The organism is Streptomyces sp. NBC_01635, assembly GCF_045209715.1.
Lineage (GTDB): Bacteria > Actinomycetota > Actinomycetes > Streptomycetales > Streptomycetaceae > Streptomyces > Streptomyces hirsutus.
The window spans coordinates 4,239,008-4,254,790 of sequence record NZ_CP109277.1 but is presented as its reverse complement, the minus strand read 5'-3'; the positions used below and the strand labels follow the sequence as shown (position 1 = coordinate 4,254,790).

The window sequence follows — 15,783 nt, the reverse complement described above, 5'->3', positions numbered from 1 at the left end:
GGCCGTCCCGGCCGTCCCGGCCGTCCCGGCCGTCCCGGCCGTCCCGGCCGTCCCGGCCGTCCCGGCCGTCCCGGCCGTCCCGGCCGTCCCGGCCGTCCCGGCCGTCCCGGCCGTCCCGGCCGTCCGGGACGGGGGCGGCACCGACACCTCACCGGCCACGGCACTGGGCGGATCAAATGGGATGGGCACGTTTGAGTGAACGGGGTGAAGTTCCGTGGGTGTGCCTGGCTGGGTGCACGTAACGCACTCGGTGCGATCTGGGACGCCGGGTGTGGCGTCGGCAGTCGGGGCCCCCGTTCTACCGGAGAGATGGTTCGGGGCCTCCCCGTCGCCTCTGGCCACACCCGCATGGCCAGGTCGTAGGGATTCCGCCCGCCTGGGACGGACCGCATACGTGATATGCGTCGCCGCCCAGGATGCGAAAGCGGAGGACCAGTGCGCCCAAGACCGTTCGGGGCGTGCCGGAGAGTCAGGACTCACTCCTGCTCACTGCCTAGGAACGGTTGGACAGGCCCGCGAACAGCACGACCTCCCTCGCGCCCGCGGCCAGCGCGGCCCGGCTCACCTCCGCCGTCACGGCGCCCGCGTAACCGCGCCCGCGCAGGTGGGCCGGGGTGTAGACGATGTCCACCTGGATCTGGCCGCCGATCATCGGGTTCATGCCCGCGAGGGAGACGGGAGTGCCGTCCGGGGTCTCCCAGAGCGTGTAGCGCTTGTCGGCGAAGCGGGTGCCGGCCCACGTGTCGTCGCTGATGGAGACGTCTTCCCCGACGGCCTTGGCGAACTCGCCGCACCAGAACATGACCTGGTCGAGGTCCTGCTCGCCCAGGACGCGGCCCCGGCCCGCCGGCAACGGCTCCGGTGGGGTGAGCGTGCCGAGGCGGTACAGACGGAGCCGCGTGCCGCGGAGTTCCGGCGTCGCGCCGGTGTGCCGCTGCCAGGCCTCGGCGAAAACGGTGGCGGTGCCGTGGTCCGCGCTGACGCGGGAAAGGGAGTGCCCGAGGGCGGCCAGGTGGGCGGCGAGGGAGTCGGCCTCCTCGGGCGTGAGCGGGGAGAGGCCCAGAGCACGGGGCGGGAGGCGGGAGGCGGTAGAAGGTGGCGCCAACCTCACCCGCTCGCTCCAGCACTCCGAAGACGGGGGCTTCGGTGCCGAACGCGTCCGCCCCGCATGCTCGCACTCTCGGCCCACGTCAGCTGCATGACGTGCGAGCCGGGCCGCGAGCGCAGGAAGTCTCCGGCCCGGGTGAGAAAGTCGTCGACGTCTTCCGTGAGGTGCCAGCCGTCCGAGTGCATGCTTCATGATTCCCCGCACTGGAGAGGAACCCAACGGGTTTCCGCCAGGCGAGGAAGCGGACCTTGGGCCTCAGGGCCGGGCCGAGTTCGGGATTTCAACTCCGTTGAGGCGAGTGGTCATGGATCCTCCGACGGGCAGCGGGGTCGTGGCACGCCCCATCGACTTTCCGTGCCCGTTTGCCTCCCCGGCCCTGTGCGGCACTGTTCACGAGAACGGTTCTCACGCCCAGAGCCAGCTGGAGATCTCGTCCGATGGGGACACCAGCACCTCTGCCGGCCGGGGAAATCGACTAGGCAGGCAAGCCCGGCCCCCATACGGTCGGCCGCATGGCTGACGAGTGTTTCGGGCATCCACGACTCGCCGCGATCCATGACCCGCTCGACCCCGATCGCAGCGATCTCGATGCGTACGTGGAGATGACGGAGGAGTTCGAGGCACGTCAGGTGGTGGACATCGGCTGTGGGACAGGTGTGTTCGCACTCGCGCTGGCCGAACGCGGGATCGAGGTGGTCGGCGTCGACCCCGCGCAGGCGTCCATCGACGTGGCCCGAGCCAAGCCGGGCGGCGAGCGGGTGCGCTGGATCTGCGGCGATGCGACGACACTCCCGCCGCTGCGGGTCGACCTGGCGACCATGACGGCGAACGTCGCCCAGCAGATCCGCGATCCGCAGGCATGGCGGGAGACCCTGCGTGGCGCGTACGAAGCACTGCGACCTGGCGGCCGTCTGGTGTTCGAGACCCGGGATCCGGCCGGACGCGCCTGGGAGGAGTGGAACCGCGAGGCCTCGTATCGCGTGACGGAGATCCCGGGTGTCGGCGCCGTCGAGAGCTGGGTCCAGGTGATGGAGGTGAGCGAGCCGCTGGTGACGTTCCGTTGGACCTATGTGTTCGCTGCCGATGGGCAGGTGCTGACGTCGGACTCCACCTTGCGCTTCCGCGAACGGCAGGAGGTCGTGACGGAGCTGATCACGCAGGGCTATGAGGTGGAGGGCGTCCGCGACGCGCCTGACAGGCCGGGCAAGGAGTTCGTCTTCGTCGCGCGACGTCCATAGGCCGGCCCCCGAGGGACCTCGTCGCGCAGATCGACCGGGACTCGGTCACTTCGCCGAGCAGATCCCGTGGGAAACCCTCACAAGCGCTGGGAGCGGACACGGCACCCGTCGTGCTCGTGTCCGGTCTCGCTCAAGGTGAGGCAGCGTGAGTGCATGACCTGGGGTGCCTCAGTTTGAGCGAGACGGAGGCGGGTCGGCTGTCTCGCTCAATCCGAGGTGTCGCGCTGAGTGGCCGAGGTCATCTGCGTAGGAGCAGCGACGACCAGCAGAGCGGCGAACACGATGGGGGCGACTGTCTGGTACCCCATCCAGACTTCACCCCCGGCGCTGCTGCCCTGCCACGCCATCAGGAGACCGGTCAGGGCCGCCAACACCCAGCCACTGTCGTAGGCAATCATGAGCTGCGTATAGGTGCGCATCGACCGGCTGCGCGTGTATCTGATCTCGATGCCGCCGCCGATCAGCAGGGCCACGCCTGAGACGACCATCAGCCAGGCTGGCGTGCCGAGTAACCGGCCGAGCGGGGCAGCTCCGGCGATAGAGACAGCGGCAAGCAACACCTTGAAGGCGCCATCGGCGATGGCACCCACCGTCTGGCGGGTCACCCGCGATGCCACGACCTGGTTCATGAGCGTCCTCCTCGAAGCTCGTCCCGACTGGTTTCGTAACGAGATTACGGCAATAATCTGACTATGAGAATGACGAGAGCGGAGGCCAAGGAACGCAATCGCCGCGCCTTGCTGAACGCTGCGTTCCAGGTCGTGTCCCGGGACGGGTACCGGGCCAGGCTTGATGAGATCGCCGAACGCGCCGACCTGACCACCGGCGCCATCTACTCGCTGTTCGGGAGCAAGAACGGCCTGGTGGTCGCCCTGGTCGCCGACTACCTGCGGCCGTACTACGAGGAGATCGAGCAGGCGGTTCCCGCTGGACTTGACCTGCTGGAAGCGGTCGACTCCTTCGCCCGGTACTACCGGCGCAGTTGTGACGCCCCGGACGCGCTGTCCCGCCTGTCGCTCCAGACCACCTTGCTGGACATGGCCCTGCATGACCCAGAGCTGGGGTCCCAGCTCGCCACGTCCATCCGGTCACAGGAGACCCATCTGATCGCGCTGTTCACCGGAAGGTCGCACAACGGAAGCGTCGTGACGTCGCAACAGGCACAACGCCTGACCACCGCGCTCAGGGCACTGTTCGTCGGCCTCAGCCAGGGCGTCCCCCTCGGTCTTGCCCCTGGTGCCGACGAGCAGTACTTCGCCGACACTGCCCGCGCTCTGGCATCAGGGATGTCCCTCATGGATCACGACACAGATGCTTTGTGATGACCAGTCAAGATGATGCGTCTTCGGGCTCACCACCACGCGTCAGATCTGCACAGAAGCCGCGGACGCGCCGGCACCGCTCCCCACCTCCCCCGTCGCGGCGGGTGCCGGTCGCACCACCGTCGCCGCCGACAACCGCTCGCCCACCAGATCCACGGCCAGCTCCCGCTGCCAGAGCAGATGGAAAAGCACCGGCAGCACGGCGATCGGATCTCCGACCGCCCGGACCCCGGCAAACAAGCCCTGCGGCTGGGCGAACACCGCCCGCAGACACTCCGCCACCGGCTCACACCGCACCCTCGGGTGCCGGTAGTCCGACAGCCAGCGCAGCTTCGCCGCCAGCACCGGACCGATCATCCCGACCCGCTCGTAGTCCCAGCCGACCCGGGCGCACGCCACGGCCGTAGCCGCGAACTTCGCCGCGTCCTCCGGCTCGACCAACTCGTCCGGACGCACGTCCAGCACCATTGCCCTGCCAGCCCGACGACGCACGAAATAGTCCGGCGTGTGCCTGATCCGCCGACGCCCGCCGCCGTAGCGCCACGACAGCTGAAACGGCTGGGAAGCCACCCCGACCACCTCCGGCTCGGCATCCAGGCGCATCAGGTGGCTGAGCTCCACCCACGACTCGTAACCCACCAATTCGGCGCTGGTCGCAGCCCAGTACCAGCCGGGGAAATTGCGCTGCCCTCGGTACGACGGAAACCCCCGAACCTGCCCGACCGCCTCGAAGTACACAGGCCACGCCACCTCAAGCGGCCCACCATGTGACTCGCCCCGGCTGTCGACGTACTCCAGCCAGAAGTCCCCTGCCTCCACCAGCCACCCCCACTCGGCGCTGACCCGGTACGACGGCCGTAGAAGGCGGAGCGAACCACTGCCTCAGGTTGACCGAGACACCGCACCGAATGCCCGAGATTGAGCGAGACGTGTGACCAGATGCCTCACAAAGACCGGGACTGCCTCAACTGCACGGAGACGGGACAAGTGCTCAGGCTCAGCTCGCCTCCGGCCCAGCATGGCGCACTATTGCAAGCAGGTGCTTGCAATAGTTAGCGGTGTGCGGCAGGGTGGAGGCATGGCATCACTCAACGTCGGCAATCTCGGTGACTATCTGCGGGAGCAGCGGCGCAACGCGCAGTTGTCACTGCGGCAGCTCGCCGATGCCGCCGGTGTGTCCAATCCGTATCTGAGCCAGATCGAGCGCGGGCTGCGCAAGCCGAGCGCGGAGGTGCTGCAGCAGGTCGCCAAGGCGCTGCGGATCTCCGCCGAGACGCTGTACGTGCGCGCCGGCATCCTCGACGCCGAGCGGGACCGTGACGACGTGGAGACACGGGCCGTCATCCTCGCCGATCTCACCCTGACCGAGCGTCAGAAGCAGGTGCTGCTCCAGATCTACGAGTCCTTCCGCAAGGAGAACGGGTTTGTGGGTCCCGAGGGCGGTGAGACGACGGGGAGTGCCGGTGGCGTGGACACGGTCGACGCCGTCGCCTCCGTCGACGTCGATGTCGTGGGTGTCGTCGGGGGTGCCGGTGCTGCTCAGGGAGCCGGGGTTCCGGAAGTCGCGGAGGCTTCGGACGTGACGGACGGTTCCGGGGGTGGTGCCGGGATACGGCGGGGGCGTCAGGGCGGTGGCGGTTCGTCCGCCAAGCGCCGGACTCCCTCCCGCAGCAAGGGCGGTACGTCCGCCGAGCGCCGCCCCCGTACGGCCGGCGGCACCGACACCGATCCGCAGCGGACGGCCGACTGAGCCGGACCAGGGCACCGGCCGCCGCCGCGGATCACACAGACCCTCAGCCGAAAACGAATCCGGGAGGACCCTCACCATGGCCATCACCGACGACCTGCGCAAGACCTTCAGCAACCCGACCCCCCTCTACTTCGCCGCCGGCACCGCCGATCTCGCTCTGCAGCAGGCCAAGAAGGTGCCGGGGCTGGTGGAGCAGATCCGCGCCGAGGCTCCTTCGCGCATCGAGGCCGTGCGTCACACCGACCCGAAGGCCGTCCAGGAGAAGGCGACCATCAGGGTCAAGGAGACGCAGGAGACCGTCCAGGCCAAGGTCGGCGAGTTCTTCGGCTCGCTCGACACCGACCTCAAGAAGGTCGGCGAGACCGCTCAGGACCTCGCCCTGCGCGGCGTCGGCGTCGCCGCCGAGTACGCCGTCAAGGCCCGCGAGACGTACGAGAAGGTCGCCGAGCACGGCGAGCAGGCCGTGAAGACCTGGCGCGGCGAGGCCGCCGAGGGCATCGAGGACATCGCCGTCGCCGTCGAGCCGAAGGCCGAGCCCAAGCCGAAGCTCGAGGCCGTCGAGGTCAAGGAGGACGAGGCCGTCAAGGGCGGCAAGGCCGCTCCGACCGCCTCGGACGAGGCGAAGAAGGCCGCCGCCAAGAAGGCCCAGGTGCGCAAGGTCACGACCAAGAAGACGACGCCGCCCATCAAGTAGCCGCGAGCGGAGCGGCAGCGGTGAGCAGGGGATGGAACCGAACGGGCCGGGCACTCTCGCGGTGTCCGGCCCGTTCTACGGATAACCGGCCGGCGGTTGCGGGTACGGTGACCGCGTAAGGACGAGCCGAGTCGGGTGGTGGACGTTGTGCTGATGCAGGGCTTCACGGGGTTCTTGTGGCTGCTGAACATGGCCCTGATCGTTTTCAGCGGCTTCGCGTTGATCGACGCGGCCACCCGCCGTGAGGACGCCTATCGCGCGGCGGACAAGAAGACCAAGCCGTTCTGGCTGATCATCCTCGGGCTCGCCTTCGTGGTGAACCTGATCTTCGACATCCTGTCGTTCCTGCCGATCATCGGGCTCATCGCGACCATCGTCTACATGGTCGACGTCCGTCCCGCCCTGCGCGGCCTCTCCGGTGGCGGGCGCAGCCACCGGGGCTCCAGCAGCGACGGCCCCTACGGCCCGTACAACGGCGGACGGTAAAAGGCGCTGGCCCGGGCCGGATCGGGTCGGGTCGGATCGGGTCGAGCGGGACCGGAACGCACCGGACCGGCCGCGGTCAAGGCTGGGGCACCCGGTCCAGGAGGAGTACCGCCACGTCGTCGGTCAGCTCGCCGCCGTTGAGGTCGCGGACCTCGTTGACCGCCGCCCGGAGCAGTTCCTTGCCGCGCAGGCCGTCGGTGAGCTGACGGCTGACCATGCCGACCATGCCGTCCTGGCCGAGCCGTTCCCCGCTGTCGCCGACGCGGCCCTCTATCAGGCCGTCGGTGTAGAGCATCAGGCTCCACTCGGTGCCCAGGTCCACCTGTGTACGCGGCCAGCGGGCGCCGGGCAGCAGGCCGAGCGCGGGGCCGTTGTCGTCGTAGGGCAGCAGCCGTGCGGGGTGTCCCGGGCGGGCGAGCAGCGGTGACGGATGGCCGGCCAGGCACAGGCCCGCCTCCCGGCCGTCGGGGGAGATGTCCACCGCGCAGAGGGTCGCGAAGATCTCGTCGTCCGCGCGCTCGTGTTCCAGCACCTGCTGCAGCGTGCCCAGCAGCTCGTCCCCCGACAGGCCCGCCAGCGTCAGCGCCCGCCAGGCGATCCGCAGCTCCACACCGAGGGCGGCCTCGTCCGGACCGTGGCCGCAGACGTCGCCGATCATGGCGTGCACGGTGCCGTCCGGGGTGCGGACGACGTCGTAGAAGTCACCGCCGAGCAGGGCGCGCGAGCGGCCCGGACGGTAGCGGGCGGCGAAGCGGAGCGGGGAGCCGTCCAGGAGCGGTGTCGGCAGCAGTCCGCGTTCCAGCCGGCGGTTCTCCCGGGCGTGCAGTCTGCCCTCGGCGAGCCGGCGCTCGGCCGAGTCGGACCGCTTCCGCTCCACCGCGTACCGGATCGCCCTGCTCAGCAGCCTGCTGTCCAGCTCGTCACGGAAGAGATAGTCCTGGGCGCCCACGCGCACCGCCTCGGCGCCCCGCTCGGCGTCGCCGGACGTGGTCAGCGCGAGGACGGCGTGCCGGGGCGCGAGTTCCAGCACGTGCTTGAGCACGGCGAGCTCGTCGTCGCCCTCACCGCCGTCGCCACCGCTGCCGCTCGCGCCGTTCACGCCGTTCGTCCCGTTTCCGCCGTTCGCCGGCCTGCTGCCGGGTGCGGGCAGGGCGAGGTCCAGGAGGATGCAGTGGACGTCGTCGGTCAGCAGCCGCTCGGCCTCGGTGAGGTTGCGGGCGGTGCGGACGCGGATCGGCTTGCCGCCCCGGTCGAGCAGGTCGGGCACGATCGGCGAGCCCGCCGGGTCGTCCTCGATCAGCAGCAGGGTGAGGTTGGTGGGGGCGGTCGAAGTCGCCTCGGCGCTGTCCGGCGTGATCCTGGTCCTGGCCTTCCCCGTGTGGTGCGCGGTGTCGATGTCGGTATTGGTGTTGGGGTCAGTGTCGGTTTCGGCGCAGGTGGCGCCTTCGGCGCTGCCGTTCGCGGCGTTGCCGGTGGTGACGGTCGCGGGGTTTTCCGCCGTGTGCGGGGCCGTCGTCCCCGTCTCCGGGGCGCTCTCGGCGGGGCCGCTGTTCATGGATGCGGCGTGCGCCTGACCGCTTTCCGCGGCCGGGAGCGTTCTCTGCCGCGGTACGGATACGGGCATGGTTCCGGGTTCCTTCCCTCCCCCCGAGGGCGTGGTGGGGGCGCGGGCTCTCGGCCCGTCCCGTGCTCGCCGACTCCGTGCGAGCAGGGGTGCCCCTTTCCAGCGGGGACGATAGCGGGTGCCGGTGCCGCAGCGGAATGGCGTGGAGCACGCCGTTCGGCCATCAGCCAGTGTCATATGCCGCGTAATGGGCAGCAGTTGGACAGGCTCGGGGATGCAGCCGGAATGACGAACGTCACGTCCGCGGAGGTTTGGCGGCGCCGATTACGTGGATTGGGTCACGTGGCGCAGGTCACGGGCGGATCGAGCGGGCGAGTCGAGCGGGCCGGTTCGGGGCGGAGTGGAAGGGCGCGAGACCCGGGTCGCTCAGTTCGCGGCTGTGTCCGCGGCGGCGGACACAGTCGCGTTCTTGTCCGCGTCCGGGCGCGCTTTCGCGGTCTCGGTCGTGTGCGATGCCGAGTTCGCGTTCCCGCTTCCGCTCCTGTGTCCGCGCCCGCTCTCCTTCTCCCGCTCCCTTTCCCTCTCCTTCTTGTTCTTGCTGCCGCTTCCGTCGGCGGTCCCGCCCGGGCGTACCACCCCGAGGATCGGCATCGAACCGGCACCGGCGGTCGTCACCGTCCGTCCCGGGCGCGGGGCGTGCACCATGGAGCCGTCGCCGAGGTACATGCCGACGTGGCTGGCGTCGTTCCAGTAGATGATGAGGTCGCCCGGCCGCATGTCCTCGACGGCGACGCGCGGCAGTCGTCTCCACTGTTCCTGCGAGGTGCGCGGGATGGTCTGACCGGCCGATGTCCACGCCTGTGAGGTCAGCCCCGAGCAGTCGTACGCCTCCGGGCCCTCGGCGCCCCACACGTACGGCTTGCCGATCTGGGCGGTGGCGTACGCGACGGCCTTCTCGCCCTGCGCGGTCGCCGCGGCCGCGGTGCCTTCGAGGGCGCCGGATTTCAGCCAGGCGGCCTGGGCCTTCTGGGCGGCCTGTCGCTCCAGTTCGGCCAGGCGCTCCTTCTCCTCCTGCTCCAGCTCGGACTCGACCTTCTCGGCCTCCGCGATCTTGTTCTCGATCTTCCTCTGCGCCTTGGCCCTGGCCTTGCGGCCCGTCTCCAGCTTCCGCCACTGGGCTTCGGCGTCCTCCGCGTACTGCTCCAGGTCCTCCTGGGCCCGCTGCATTTCGCCGAGCAGGCCCTTGGCCGCGTGCTGGCCCTGACGTAGCCGGCCCGCGCCGACGAAGAAGTCCTGGGGGCTGTCGCTCAGCATCAGATGGGCCTCGGGCGGCAGCCCGCCGCCGCGGTACTGGGAGGCGGCCGCGGCGCCCGCGCGGTCCTTCAGGTCGTCCAGCTTCTCCCGGCCCTTGACGATCCTCCCGGTCAGCTTGACGATCTCGGCGGACTGCTGCTTCGTCTTCTCCTCGGAGGCGTTGTACTCCTCGGTGGCGACGGCCGCCGCGCGGTAGAGCTTCTCGAGCTTCTTGCGTACGGCTTCGAGGTCCTTGGACGGGGCGGCCTCGGGGTTCTCGCCGGCCTGCGCGCCGGGGCTCGCGGTCGCGCTCGGGGAAGGCTGAGGGGTGGGAGCCGCGAACGCCGCGCCCGGTGCCGCCAGCACGGTGATCGCGCAGGCCACGGTCACCGCCGTCGCCGTCAGAATGCGCCTGCCCACCTTCATGACTCCGCCCCCAAACTGGGTAACCGTCAGTAACATTCCGTCGCCCGGGGGATGGTGCCACGCCGACCTGGGAAGTGACCAGAGGTAACACTTCCCACCTCCCCCGCCTCGCCATGACGATCGCCCCCTCGATGTGACGAACGACTCATGGGGATCGTCCCCGGTGTCGGTCCGGGTGCCGGTCCGGGTGCCGGCATGCCGGAGTGCCGCAATGCCGGAGTGCCGACTGGCTCCCGGCTCGCCCGCAGGAGGAGGGCCGGCTCACCTCCGGGGTGCCAGGGCCTCCCACCGCACCGTGACCTCGCCCTGCCGCCACCGCGCCGGGCCGTCCGTCACCGGCCAGTCGGCCGCGAGATCCCGCACCGTGCGGATCCAGCGCTGGCGGGCGCCGTACGAGGCGTAGGGCGCCGCCGCCGCCCAGGCGCGGTCGAAGTCGCGCAGGAAGGCGTGCACCGGTTCGCCGGGGACGTTGCGGTGGATGAGTGCCTTCGGCAGGCGTTCCGCCAGGTCGGAGGGGTGCTCCAGGGAGCCGAGGCGGGTCGCGAACGTGACCGTGCGCGGTCCTTCGGGGCCGAGGGCGACCCATACGTGCCGCCGTCCGATCTCGTCGCAGGTCCCCTCGACCAGCAGCCCTCCGCGCGAGCCCCGTCCCGGGGCGGCCGGTGCGAGCCGCGCGCACAGCCGTTGCCATACGGCGGCGACCTCGGCCTCGTCGTACTGGCGCAGGACGTTCGCCGCGCGGACCAGCGTCGGCCGGCCGGGGAGCGGGATCTCGAAGCCGCCGTGCCGGAAGGACAGCCCCTCGCGCTCGTACGGGCGGGCCGCCGTGACCCGGGCCGGTTCGATCTCGACGCCCACCACCCGCGCGCGCGGGGCCACGGTACGGAGGCGGTGCAGCAGCTCGACCGCCGTCCAGGGGGCGGCGCCGTAGCCGAGGTCGACGACGACGGGGTGGTCGGCGCGGCGCAGTTCGGCGCCGTGCGTGGCCGCGATCCAGCGGTCCATGCGGCGCAGGCGGTTCGGGTTGGTCGTTCCGCGCGTCACCGTGCCCACGATGGGGGTCCCCCCGCTCGAGCGCGGTCGAGAGTGGGGGAGGGGGGCGGCGCGGGCGGTCATGCGTACGAGGGTATGCGGGGGCCGGGAACGGGTCCGAATCGACCGGTACCGCGCACCCGGCGTGCCCGCGCGTGTCCTCCACGCCCCACGCTCGAACGGTTGAGCGACATCCGGTAATGATTCGGCAAAGACCCGATCCGGGAAGGTCGCCCGGAAATGGGAACGCATCCTTCCGGTGTTGGGGGACTGGAGGGCGCACCGCATGCCCTCGAAAGCCATGCCCGCAGCGAGGAGGACCGGCACGTGAGCCAGTACATCGCCCGGCTCGGGCGGCGCTCCCCCGCCGCGCCCCCGCGGCTGCGACTGCACCGCAGGCCCCGCCGTGTGGCGATGCTCTCCGTGCACACCTCCCCGCTCCACCAGCCGGGCACCGGCGACGCCGGCGGCATGAACGTCTACATCGTGGAGCTCGCCCAGTGCCTCGCCGCGATCAACATCGAGGTCGAGATCTTCACGCGCGCGACCGCCGCCGCCCTCCCGCCCACCGTCGACCTGGCGCCCGGTGTCCTCGTCCGCCACGTCGACGCGGGCCCCTACGAGGGCCTCGCCAAGGAGGAGCTGCCGGCCCAGCTGTGCGCCTTCACGCACGGCGTGATGCAGGCGTGGGCCGGCCACCGGCCCGGGTACTACGACCTGGTCCACTCCCACTACTGGCTCTCCGGTCACGTCGGCTGGCTCGCCGCCCAGCGCTGGGGCGTCCCCCTGGTGCACGCCATGCACACCATGGCCAAGGTCAAGAACGCCAGCCTCGCCGACGGCGACACCCCCGAACCGGCCGCCCGCGTCATCGGCGAGACCCAGATCGTCGCCGCCGCTGACCGGCTGATCGCCAACACCGCCGAGGAGGCGGACGAGCTCGTCCGGCACTACGAGGCCGAGCGGGACAAGGTCGCCGTCGTCCACCCCGGCGTCAACCTGTCCCGCTTCCGCCCCGCCGACGGAAGGGCCGCCGCGCGCGCCCGCCTCGGTCTGCCCCAGGACGCCCTGATCCCGCTCTTCGCGGGCCGCATCCAGCCCCTCAAGGCTCCGGACGTGCTGCTGCGCGCGGTCGCCGTCCTGCTCGACGAGCGTCCCGAGTTGCGCTCGAGGATCTGTGTCCCCGTGGTCGGCGGCCCCAGTGGCAGCGGCCTCACCAAGCCCGAGGGGCTGCAGAAGCTCGCCGCCCGCCTGGGCATCGCCGACGTCGTACGGTTCTGTCCGCCGGTCGGGCAGGAGCAGCTCGCGGACTGGTTCCGGGCCGCGTCCGTCCTCGTCATGCCGTCCTACAGCGAGTCCTTCGGGCTGGTCGCCATAGAGGCGCAGGCGGCCGGTACCCCGGTGCTCGCGGCCTCGGTCGGCGGGCTGCCGGTGGCCGTACGGGACGGGGACACCGGTTTCCTCGTCCAGGGCCACGACCCGCGCGCGTACGCGCGCGTGCTGCGCGACTTCGCCGACGCGCCGCACCTCGTGGACCGGATGGGCGACGCCGCCGCCCTGCACGCCCGGTCCTTCGGCTGGGACAGGGCGGCCGCCGCCACGGCCGACGTCTACACGGCCGCGACGCAGGCGCACCGCCGTCACGTACGCTCCCACCATGGCTGACAGGGCAGCGGCGGAAGCGGAGCAGCGGGCGGCACAGGTCGTCGAGGGCGTGCTGAAGGACGCCGAGCTCGACTGGGAGAGTCCGGCCCCCGGCACGTACGTGGTGAAGCTGCCCGGCACCCGCAAGCTGTCCACGACGGTCTCCCTCATCGTCGGTCGCCACTCGCTCTCCCTCAACGCCTTCGTCGTCCGCCACCCAGACGAGAACGAGGCTGCCGTCCACCGCTGGCTCCTCGAGCGCAACCTCAAGCTGTACGGCGTGGGTTACGCCGTGGACCCGCTCGGCGACATCTACGTCACCGGCCGCTTCCCGCTGGCCGCCGTCACCCCCGACGAGGTCGACCGGCTGCTCGGTCAGGTCCTGGAGGCGGCCGACGGAAGCTTCAACACCCTTCTGGAGCTCGGGTTCGCCACCGCGATCCGCAAGGAGCACGCCTGGCGGGTGTCGCGCGGCGAGTCGACCCGGAACCTGGACGCGTTCACCCGGCTGTTGCAGCGCCCTTCGGGAGAGTGACGACGGCGCAGGCGACCGTCGGCGGCGATGCGGCCTACGGGCCGTCGGCCCGGTAGCGACCGGGCGTGACCCCCACCAGTTTCCGGAAATGCCGCGTGAGATGGGCCTGGTCGTAGAAACCGGTGGCCACCGCGACCTCGCTCGGCGCCCGGCCGTCGAGCAGCAGCCGACGGGCCCGCCCCACCCGGCGGGACGTCAGGTACTGGTGCGGGGCGATGCCGTAGGCGCCGCTGAACGCCCGTACGAGATGGGCGGGATGGGCGGCCAGCAGCCCCGCGGCCTCTGCCAGGCCGAGCCCTTCCACGACCCGCTCGTCGAGCAACTCCCGCAGCCGCCGCGCGAGGACGGGATCCCGCAGGGGCTCCGGTGCGCCGGCCCGGGACCGCAGATGGGTCCGCAGCCGCTCCCCGACGAGCGTCAGCCTGCTCTCCGCCTCGAACTCGTCACCGGGCCCCACGAGCGCCGCGTGCACCTGCCCGACACGGTGCCGCAGCAGCGGGTCACGCAGGTCGGGGCGGTCGACGGCGGCCCCGATCAACTCGTCCCCGAGGTGCGTCCCGTCGAGGTACAGCACCCGCTTGCGGAAGCCGTCCGAGGTGGCGGGAGCGCCGTTGTGCGGAACGTGCGGCGGCAGCAGGGAGACGGTGTCGTGCGGGGTGCCGTGCTCGTGCCGGTCCAGGTCGTACCGCACGGCGCCGTCGTCGACGATGAGCAGCGTCCAGGCGTCGTGGACGTGCATCGGATAGGCGTACTCGGTGAAGCGGGCGTGGAACACCTCGACGACCCCCGGAACCCGGGGCCGCCAGGCGGAAACGATCCGCTCGGGGCGATCCGCGCGCGCTGCGGCCATGCAAACAACGTACAAGACGGGGACGTACGCTGATCGGCAGTCTCAGGGCATGAGCACTCGCTTCGACACGAAGATCGCCGTCCTGCTGCGCGAGGACCTGGAAACCTGGCAGCGCCTCAACGTCACCGCGTTCCTGGTCAGCGGCCTGGGCAGCCAGGTCCCCGAACTGATCGGCGAGCCCTACGAGGACGCGGACGGCGTGGCCTATCTGCCGATGTTCCGCCAGCCGGTGCTGGTCTTCGAGGGCGCCAAGGAAACCCTGACGGCGGCCCACACGCGCGCGCTGTCCCGTGCCCTGCCGCGTGCGCTGTTCACCGGCGACCTGTTCGCCACGGGCCACGACGACGCCAACCGCGCGGCGGTACGGGCGGTGCCGACGGCGGACCTGGACCTGGTCGGCCTGGCCGTCCACGGTCCGAGGAACGCGGTCGACAAGGTACTCAAGGGAGCCCGCATGCACCCGTGAGCGTGGCGTGGTGGGGCTCGGAGCGGTCGTCGCCTCTGACGCGGCGGGTGTCTTTCCGGACCGTCCGCGGGCCGCGGCCCACGCCTGCATCCGGTGGTCAAGGGGCCGGCATCCAGGTGAGGGCCGCGGTCACGAGGGCGCGGACGCCCGTGCTCAGCGTGGGCTCGACGGTGGTGCGGCGCCCCCCTTCGATGAGGGCGGGCCGTCAGGAATCGAGGCGGCGGCGGTCCTCCTCGTCCCACTTCCGGGTGTCGCGCGGCTCCACGTAGGGCTCCTCGTGGGGCGGATGGCCCCCGGCGACGGCGCGCTGGCGGGCCAGCTCCGCGTCGAACTCCAGGCCGAGCAGGATGGCCAGGTTGGTGATCCACAGCCACACCAGGAAAATGATCACACCGGCGAAGGTTCCGTAGGTCTTGTTGTAGGAGCCGAAGTTCGCCACGTACAGCGCGAACCCCGCCGAGGCGATCATCCAGATCATCAGGGCCAGGAAGCTGCCCAGCGTGATCCAGCGGAAGCCGCGGACCTTCGCGTTCGGGGTGGCCCAGTACAGGACCGCGATCATCAGCGTGACCAGGAGAACCAGCACCGGCCACTTCGCGATCGACCACACGGTCAGCGCCTCGTCACCGATCCCGAGCGCGTCGCCGGCCTGCCGGGCCAGGCCGCCGGTGAAGACCACGATCAGCGAACTGATCACCGCCATCACCATCAGCAGCACGGTCACGCCGACCCGCACCGGCAGCACCTTCCACACCGGACGGCCCTCGGGGACGTCGTAGACCGCGTTGGCGCTGCGGATGAACGCGGCGACGTAGCCCGAGGCCGACCACACCGCCAGCACCAGACCCACGATCGCCACGATCGAGCCGATCCCGCTCTGGCCCTGCATCTGCTGCACCGCGGTGCGCAGCACCTCCCGAGCCTGGCCCGGCGCGAGCTTCTGGATGCTGTCCAGGACCGACTGCGTGGCCGACTGCCCGACGACCCCCAGCAGCGACACCAGCGCCAACAGCGCGGGGAACAGCGCCAGGATCGAGTAGTAGGTCAGCGCCGCGGCCCGGTCGGTCAGCTCGTCCCTCTGGAACTCCTTCAGGGTGCCTTTCAGGACCGCTTTCCAGGAGTGCTTGGGCAACTCGGTGGGGCTGTCCGGCGCCCGCTCCTCCACCTGTTCGTCGGGCCCGGCGTCGGGGCCCCGCCCCGTCCCGGCTCGCTCTGTCCCGGCTCGTCCCGTCCCGGCCTGGAGGGCTCCGGCCTGCCGGTCCTCGGCCTCGCCGCCCTTGTCCTCGTCCTCGCGGCTCTCGGCAGAGGTCTGCCCGCCGTGCTTTCCGTGCCATCCCACTGTCCGCGCCATTCCCTGCGGGTATCCGGCTCACCG

14 protein-coding genes and 2 pseudogenes are annotated in these 15,783 nt (G+C 71.0%); 8 read left to right on the top strand and 8 right to left on the bottom strand.

Features of this window, described 5'->3' with window-relative positions:
• Window positions 1-502: 502 nt before the first annotated feature.
• Window positions 503-1,293, bottom strand: a pseudogene (locus tag OHB56_RS19750) (GNAT family N-acetyltransferase); the annotation flags it as partial.
• A gap of 327 nt (window positions 1,294-1,620) precedes the next feature.
• Here OHB56_RS19750 and OHB56_RS19745 point away from each other — a divergent pair.
• A complete protein-coding gene (locus tag OHB56_RS19745; protein WP_406354744.1) occupies window positions 1,621-2,346 on the top strand; it encodes a class I SAM-dependent methyltransferase in 726 nt (241 codons plus the stop codon).
• A 206-nt stretch (window positions 2,347-2,552) separates the two neighbouring features.
• Here OHB56_RS19745 and OHB56_RS19740 read toward each other — a convergent pair whose 3' ends face one another.
• Complete coding sequence (locus OHB56_RS19740) at window positions 2,553-2,975, bottom strand: hypothetical protein (protein WP_406354742.1); 423 nt, start codon at window positions 2,973-2,975, stop codon at window positions 2,553-2,555.
• 69 nt (window positions 2,976-3,044) lie between these two features.
• Between OHB56_RS19740 and OHB56_RS19735 the strand changes: the two genes are divergently transcribed.
• Window positions 3,045-3,668: a TetR/AcrR family transcriptional regulator gene (locus OHB56_RS19735; RefSeq protein ID WP_406359155.1), complete on the top strand. Its 624-nt coding sequence runs from the start codon at window positions 3,045-3,047 to the stop codon at window positions 3,666-3,668.
• Between the two features lie 42 nt (window positions 3,669-3,710).
• Here the strand turns inward: OHB56_RS19735 and OHB56_RS19730 are convergent, their stop codons facing one another.
• Window positions 3,711-4,406: a TnsA-like heteromeric transposase endonuclease subunit gene (locus tag OHB56_RS19730; protein ID WP_406354740.1), complete on the bottom strand. Its 696-nt coding sequence runs from the start codon at window positions 4,404-4,406 to the stop codon at window positions 3,711-3,713.
• 340 nt (window positions 4,407-4,746) lie between these two features.
• Here OHB56_RS19730 and OHB56_RS19725 point away from each other — a divergent pair, with 340 nt between their 5' ends.
• The 3 genes from OHB56_RS19725 to OHB56_RS19715 all read left to right on the top strand — a co-directional run bounded on the left by OHB56_RS19725 (window position 4,747) and on the right by OHB56_RS19715 (window position 6,598).
• Complete coding sequence (locus tag OHB56_RS19725; protein ID WP_326753473.1) at window positions 4,747-5,418, top strand: helix-turn-helix transcriptional regulator; 672 nt, start codon at window positions 4,747-4,749, stop codon at window positions 5,416-5,418.
• A 76-nt stretch (window positions 5,419-5,494) separates the two neighbouring features.
• On the top strand, window positions 5,495-6,112 hold the full coding sequence (locus OHB56_RS19720) for a hypothetical protein (RefSeq protein WP_326753472.1): 618 nt from the start codon (window positions 5,495-5,497) through the stop codon (window positions 6,110-6,112).
• Window positions 6,113-6,265: 153 nt separating this feature from the next.
• A complete protein-coding gene (locus OHB56_RS19715; protein WP_350849359.1) occupies window positions 6,266-6,598 on the top strand; it encodes a DUF2516 family protein in 333 nt (110 codons plus the stop codon).
• A 76-nt stretch (window positions 6,599-6,674) separates the two neighbouring features.
• Here the strand turns inward: OHB56_RS19715 and OHB56_RS19710 are convergent, their stop codons facing one another.
• From OHB56_RS19710 to OHB56_RS19700, 3 genes and pseudogenes are all read right to left on the bottom strand, one after another.
• Window positions 6,675-8,222, bottom strand: coding sequence for a PP2C family protein-serine/threonine phosphatase (locus tag OHB56_RS19710; protein WP_406354738.1), 1,548 nt, complete (start codon window positions 8,220-8,222; stop codon window positions 6,675-6,677).
• A gap of 561 nt (window positions 8,223-8,783) precedes the next feature.
• Window positions 8,784-9,881 (bottom strand): annotated as a pseudogene (locus OHB56_RS19705) (NlpC/P60 family protein); the annotation flags it as partial.
• A gap of 261 nt (window positions 9,882-10,142) precedes the next feature.
• The gene (locus tag OHB56_RS19700) at window positions 10,143-10,934 is read right to left on the bottom strand and encodes a class I SAM-dependent methyltransferase (protein WP_406354736.1); all 792 of its coding nucleotides are present in this window, start codon (window positions 10,932-10,934) and stop codon (window positions 10,143-10,145) included.
• Between the two features lie 306 nt (window positions 10,935-11,240).
• Between OHB56_RS19700 and mshA the strand changes: the two genes are divergently transcribed.
• Complete coding sequence (gene mshA / locus OHB56_RS19695; protein WP_406354734.1) at window positions 11,241-12,578, top strand: D-inositol-3-phosphate glycosyltransferase; 1,338 nt, start codon at window positions 11,241-11,243, stop codon at window positions 12,576-12,578.
• Window positions 12,571-13,092: a YbjN domain-containing protein gene (locus OHB56_RS19690; RefSeq protein WP_326753468.1), complete on the top strand. Its 522-nt coding sequence runs from the start codon at window positions 12,571-12,573 to the stop codon at window positions 13,090-13,092. The genes mshA and OHB56_RS19690 overlap by 8 nt, the downstream gene beginning before the upstream one ends.
• 34 nt (window positions 13,093-13,126) lie before the next feature.
• Here OHB56_RS19690 and OHB56_RS19685 read toward each other — a convergent pair whose 3' ends face one another.
• Window positions 13,127-13,942: an AraC family transcriptional regulator gene (locus OHB56_RS19685; RefSeq protein WP_406354733.1), complete on the bottom strand. Its 816-nt coding sequence runs from the start codon at window positions 13,940-13,942 to the stop codon at window positions 13,127-13,129.
• Here OHB56_RS19685 and OHB56_RS19680 point away from each other — a divergent pair.
• A complete protein-coding gene (locus OHB56_RS19680) occupies window positions 13,941-14,408 on the top strand; it encodes a DUF2000 domain-containing protein (RefSeq protein ID WP_326753466.1) in 468 nt (155 codons plus the stop codon). The genes OHB56_RS19685 and OHB56_RS19680 overlap by 2 nt on opposite strands.
• Window positions 14,409-14,613: 205 nt before the next feature.
• Here the strand turns inward: OHB56_RS19680 and OHB56_RS19675 are convergent, their stop codons facing one another.
• Window positions 14,614-15,759, bottom strand: coding sequence for a YihY/virulence factor BrkB family protein (locus tag OHB56_RS19675; protein ID WP_406354731.1), 1,146 nt, complete (start codon window positions 15,757-15,759; stop codon window positions 14,614-14,616).
• Between the last annotated feature and the right edge of the window lie 24 nt (window positions 15,760-15,783).

Bases quoted from the DNA above. Each gene is read 5' to 3' on its own strand.
- OHB56_RS19745 (WP_406354744.1), top strand. From the start codon at position 1,621: ATGGCTGACGAGTGTTTCGGGCATCCACGACTCGCCGCGATCCATGAC.
- OHB56_RS19740 (WP_406354742.1), bottom strand. From the start codon at position 2,975: ATGAACCAGGTCGTGGCATCGCGGGTGACCCGCCAGACGGTGGGTGCC.
- OHB56_RS19735 (WP_406359155.1), top strand. From the start codon at position 3,045: ATGACGAGAGCGGAGGCCAAGGAACGCAATCGCCGCGCCTTGCTGAAC.
- OHB56_RS19725 (WP_326753473.1), top strand. From the start codon at position 4,747: ATGGCATCACTCAACGTCGGCAATCTCGGTGACTATCTGCGGGAGCAG.
- OHB56_RS19720 (WP_326753472.1), top strand. From the start codon at position 5,495: ATGGCCATCACCGACGACCTGCGCAAGACCTTCAGCAACCCGACCCCC.
- OHB56_RS19715 (WP_350849359.1), top strand. From the start codon at position 6,266: ATGCAGGGCTTCACGGGGTTCTTGTGGCTGCTGAACATGGCCCTGATC.
- OHB56_RS19710 (WP_406354738.1), bottom strand. From the start codon at position 8,222: ATGCCCGTATCCGTACCGCGGCAGAGAACGCTCCCGGCCGCGGAAAGC.
- OHB56_RS19690 (WP_326753468.1), top strand. From the start codon at position 12,571: ATGGCTGACAGGGCAGCGGCGGAAGCGGAGCAGCGGGCGGCACAGGTC.
- OHB56_RS19680 (WP_326753466.1), top strand. From the start codon at position 13,941: ATGCAAACAACGTACAAGACGGGGACGTACGCTGATCGGCAGTCTCAG.
- OHB56_RS19685 (WP_406354733.1), bottom strand. From the start codon at position 13,942: ATGGCCGCAGCGCGCGCGGATCGCCCCGAGCGGATCGTTTCCGCCTGG.
- OHB56_RS19675 (WP_406354731.1), bottom strand. From the start codon at position 15,759: ATGGCGCGGACAGTGGGATGGCACGGAAAGCACGGCGGGCAGACCTCT.